Genomic DNA, 5035 nt, shown 5'->3' with positions numbered 1-5035 from the left:
CACAAAAAGGCACTAACGTGCCAAAGATGCGCGCTCGCGCGAAATTGTAATATGAGGAGGTTTTAAGTTATGGAAAAAAAGTCCATGCGCGTAATCAGGGAGTACACAATGATCACAGCGGCGACCTTTGTCGTGGCGGCAGCCGTCTATTTCTTTCTGATTCCGAGCGGTGTATCGGTGGGAAGTATTTCTGGTCTGGCGATGCTTTTGGGAAATGTGATACCGCTGCCGATTTCAGTGCTGACCTTTATTTTAAATGCGGCGCTTCTGGTGGTGGGCTTTCTTTTTATCGGACGCGAGTTCGGCGTCAAGACGGTGTATACGTCACTGATTCTGCCGGTTTTTCTGTGGGTGTTTGAGCAGGTTTTCCCGGATTTTGTGTCGCTCAACCAGGATGCGATGATGGATACGGTCTGCTATATCTTTGTTGTCAGTGTTGGTCTGGCTCTTTTGTTCTGGATGAATGCCTCGTCGGGCGGTCTGGACATCGTGGCAAAGCTCTTAAACAAATATTTCCATATGGAGCTGGGAAAAGCGATGGCGCTTCCAGGCATGTGTGTGGCGCTCTCATCCGTGTTTTTCAGCGATAAAAAACTGGTGGTGCTGGGCATTCTGGGCACATACTTAAACGGAATTGTGCTGGATCATTTTATTTTCGGTCTGAATCTGAAAAAGAGAGTTTGCATTATCTCGGAAAAAGAAGAAGAGATACGCCAGTTTATCCTGCATACGCTTCACAGCGGCGCGACGATCTATCAGGGATTCGGCGCGTTTGACAATGAGCCGAAGACGGAAATTATCACGATCGTAGATAAAAACGAATATGCACAGCTCATGCCGTATATATTAAAAACAGATCCGAAGGCATTTGTGACGGTGTATGCGGTGAATGAGATTATTTATCGTCCCAAAAGATAGAAAATGATGTTACTGATAAAAAAACTCAGTAAGCAAAAATGAACAAAATTTGCTTGACGTGGTAAGTGATTCATGATATAGTCTCATTGAAGTTAGATAAGACTAACTCGCGAAAAGGAAAATAGAAGGCAGAAAAAGCCTTTTATTTTTTAAAAGATAGTTAGCCATATCTAACTAAAGGTAGATATGGCTAACTAAGAGAAGCAGTCAGGAGGCAGAAAGATGGAACGGTTGTTTGAAGAAGTATTCGTAGAGGTGTGTGCGCCGACTCTTCGTGGCATCAAACCGTCGAACTTGTTCCGCTATCAGCCGCAGAACCGTGATAAACTCCTGGAAGCGCTTGATTTCTGGAACCGGGAACTGGAACCGTCGGGGCTTCAGGTGCGGGCGCTTAAAGAGTGCAGCCGGACGGGCGCGTTTCTGATTCTGGTGTACCGCGAGGAATGGCTTCGCTTCATTCTGGGTAAAATATCTGTACAGCACTTTTTAAAAAAGTCTGGTTACCAGATGAAGAAGACGGTCGATGGCTTTTTGAGGCAGCTTTCCAACCGGCTTTGTCTGGAACATGATTTTCCACATGAGATTGGCATTTTCCTGGGGTATCCGCTTGAGGATGTTGTTGGATTCATTGAAAATCAGGGAAAAAATTATACCTGCAGCGGTTACTGGAAGACGTATGGCGACCCGCAGGAAGCAAAACGGCGGTTTGATTCATACCGGGAATGCACGGAAGTGTGTCGGGAGAAATACCGTCAGGGGACACCGATTATTCAGCTTGTAAAAGCCGCATAATAAATCTAAGTAAGTAAATTATTCACAAGGAGGAAATAAAAATGAGCAAGGTAGCAATTGTATACTGGAGCGGAACAGGAAACACAGAGGCTATGGCAAATTACGTAGCAGAGGGCGTTAAGAAAGCGGGTGGCGAGGCTGATTTATTTACTTCCGCAGAGTTTGGCGCTGACAAAGCTGGCGAGTATGACAGAATCGCATTTGGCTGCCCGTCCATGGGAGCTGAACAGTTAGAGGAGTCTGAGTTCCAGCCGATGTTCGACGAGGTTAGCCCGGTTCTCTCTGGCAAAAAGATTGCATTATTCGGTTCTTACGGATGGGGCGACGGCGAGTGGATGCGTACCTGGGAGAGCGACTGCATGACCCTGGGCGTAACCATGGCTTGCGAGCCGGTAATCTGCAACGCAACGCCGGACGAGGCAGCAGGTGCTGAGTGCGAGGCACTGGGCGAGGCTCTTGCAAACGCATAAGCAGAATCGCATAAAAACACATATATAATAAGAAGAAGTACAATTACCTGCGAACGCAGGACATCTTAAATTGCCATAATAAAGATGCTTAAAAATTGAAAATCAGAAAAGGAAGTGTCCTCCCGCGGCGCTTCCTTTTTTGTGGGCAAATATCCCCTTTTCGAAAACTCCAAAATGTGATATGATAAAAAATAAAACTGTTTGATTTGACTCAAACAACAGTATCAATTTACGAAAAGAAACAACGGAGGGAATGTATATGGAAGAAAATAAAAAACCATTGGCAGAGGGAGAGGAGAAGGAAGAGACTGTCTCCAAGAATTTTATCGAGCGCGAGATTGACAAAGATCTGGCAGAAGGCGTTTACGATCATGTCCAGACGAGATTTCCTCCGGAACCGAACGGATATCTTCATATTGGACACGCTAAATCGATTATTCTGAACTCTGGACTGGCAAAAGAATACAACGGAAAATTCAATCTCCGTTTTGATGACACCAACCCGACGAAAGAGAAGACAGAGTTTGTTGAGTCGATCATCGAGGATGTAAAATGGCTGGGCGCTGATTTTGAGGACCGCCTGTTTTTTGCATCCAACTATTTCCAGCAGATGTATGAGTGTGCAGTTCTTCTTATTAAAAAGGGAAAAGCATTCGTCTGCGATCTGACAGCTGATCAGATCCGCGAGTACCGCGGTGATTTTAACAATCCTGGTAAGGAAAGCCCATACCGCAACCGCAGCATCGAGGAGAACTTACAGCTCTTTGAGGAGATGAAAGAAGGCAAATATGCGGATGGCGAAAAGGTACTGCGTGCGAAAATTGATATGGCATCCCCGAACATCAATATGCGTGATCCGGTTATTTATCGTGTAGCCCATATGCATCATCACAACACCGGGGACAAATGGTGCATTTACCCGATGTACGATTTCGCTCATCCGATTGAGGATGCGATTGAGCACATCACGCATTCGATTTGTACGCTGGAATTTGAGGATCACAGACCGCTCTATGACTGGGTCGTAAAAGAGTGCGAGTTTGAGAACCCGCCGCGCCAGATTGAGTTTGCGAAGATGTATCTGACCAATGTCATTACCGGAAAACGTTATATCAAGAAACTGGTAGAAGATAAGATTGTAGATGGCTGGGATGACCCGCGTCTGGTAACCATCGCAGCGCTGCGCCGCAGAGGTTACACGCCGGAATCCATCCGCCGCTTTGTAGAGCTGGCAGGTGTCTCCAAAGCAGATAATTCCATCGACAGTGCAATGTTAGAGTACTGCCTGCGCGAGGATCTGAAATTAAAGAAGTCCCGTGTGATGGCAATTCTTGACCCGGTCAAGCTTGTCATTGACAACTATCCGGAAGGACAGATCGAGGAGCTGGATGCACCAAACAATATGGAGAACGAGGAACTTGGTTCCAGAAAGATTCCATTCGGCAGAGAACTTTACATCGAACGCGAGGACTTTATGGAAGAACCGCCGAAGAAATACTTCCGTCTCTTCCCGGGCAATGAGGTCCGCCTGATGAACGCGTACTTTGTTACCTGCACCGGATGCGAGAAAGATGCAGACGGCAATGTAACGGTTGTTCACTGTACCTACGATCCGGAGACGAAGAGTGGTTCCGGCTTCAATGCGAGAAAGGTAAAAGGTACGATTCACTGGGTAGCAGCACAGACTGCACTGAAAGCAGAAGTACGTCTCTATGAAAACCTGGTAGACGAAGAAAAGGGCAAACTCAATGCAGATGGAACCTTGAACTTAAATCCGAATTCCCTGCGCGTTCTGAAGGAGTGTTACTTAGAGCCGGGTCTGAAAGAGGCAAAACCATTTGAGAGCTTTCAGTTCGTCCGCAATGGATACTTCTGCGTGGACTGCCGCGACAGCGAGCCGGGCAAACCGGTTTTCAACCGGATTGTTTCGCTGAAGAGCTCTTTCAAGCTTCCGAAATAAATCAAGGACAAATCTTGAAAATGTATAAAAAAATACAGAAAAAAGCGGCTTTGTTCTGATGAAAAAAGGAGAGAACGGGACTTTCAGAATACATTTTAGAATATGAGCAAAATGCTTGAGAGGTCTTGGCGATTCTTCCGGGGGTTATTAAGAAAAATGTAGAAAAATGTAGTAATAACCTATAAAAAGCAGGTTGTTTTTGCTAATAAAACACCCTGCTTTTTGTGCATAATTTATGAAAGGCTTGGTTGACAATCAGGGGGGTTACTGTTATAATTTAAGTAAAGTGAGCTGATCATGTCAATCTGTGGCTTCACTTGTTACAGTTAAGGGGAAAAGCCCCTTATAAATTGCTTTCAAAAATGGAATGCATTCCACAATACGGAATCTTACTGGTGGAATTTTATAAGTATAATTTTTCACAAAGAAAGCAGAACCTAAAATAAATAAGGAGGTGCAATGCACAATGTGGACTGAACCAACTATGCCTTTCGGGCAGTCAGTTATCGTTTCTCTGCTGGGTCTTTCGGTAGTTTTCCTGGCTCTGATCTGTCTGGCTCTGGCAATTATGGTAATTTCCAAGATTCTCCGCTCCGTTGTTTCTGATGGTGCTAAGGCCCCGGCCGCAGCACAGAAAGCAGCACCGGCTGTGTCGGACGAAGCTGATAAGGAATTACTTGCCGTGCTGATGGCAACGATCGGGGATGACCTCGGATTGCCGACAGACAAGTTTAAGATCTTGAGCGTGACAGAAGTTAAGTAATGAGAAACAGGAATGAAAGGAAATCGAAAGGAAGGTTAGAGCAGTTATGAAGTATACGGCTACCCTCAATGGAAAACAGTACGAAGTAGAACTTGAAAGAATCGATGCATACGAGCCAATGCCGCGTTACGG

General features: G+C 45.5%; 5 protein-coding genes. All 5 read left to right on the top strand.

The features are described from left to right. The first annotated feature begins 69 nt into the window (after positions 1–69). The 5 genes from QVO97_RS08775 (at position 70) to QVO97_RS08755 (ending at position 4903) form a co-directional block, all read left to right on the top strand. Complete coding sequence (locus QVO97_RS08775; RefSeq protein ID WP_022359959.1) at positions 70–918, top strand: YitT family protein; 849 nt, start codon at positions 70–72, stop codon at positions 916–918. A 222-nt stretch (positions 919–1140) separates the two neighbouring features. Continuing rightward, on the top strand, positions 1141–1710 hold the full coding sequence (locus tag QVO97_RS08770; protein WP_022359958.1) for a DUF3793 family protein: 570 nt from the start codon (positions 1141–1143) through the stop codon (positions 1708–1710). A gap of 41 nt (positions 1711–1751) precedes the next feature. Beyond that, positions 1752–2180, top strand: a complete 429-nt coding sequence (locus tag QVO97_RS08765) for a flavodoxin (RefSeq protein WP_022359957.1) — start codon at positions 1752–1754, stop codon at positions 2178–2180. A gap of 259 nt (positions 2181–2439) precedes the next feature. After that, positions 2440–4140, top strand: coding sequence for a glutamine--tRNA ligase/YqeY domain fusion protein (locus tag QVO97_RS08760; RefSeq protein WP_022359956.1), 1701 nt, complete (start codon positions 2440–2442; stop codon positions 4138–4140). Positions 4141–4606: 466 nt separating this feature from the next. Further along, positions 4607–4903, top strand: coding sequence for an OadG family protein (locus QVO97_RS08755; RefSeq protein ID WP_022359955.1), 297 nt, complete (start codon positions 4607–4609; stop codon positions 4901–4903). Positions 4904–5035: the final 132 nt, after the last annotated feature.

It is taken from the genome of Clostridium sp. CAG:43 (genome assembly GCF_000434655.1).
GTDB classification, from domain to species: Bacteria; Bacillota; Clostridia; order Lachnospirales; family Lachnospiraceae; genus Otoolea; species Otoolea fessa.
The sequence above is the reverse complement of the archived record's forward strand: the minus strand, read 5'-3'. Positions and strand labels throughout refer to the sequence as shown.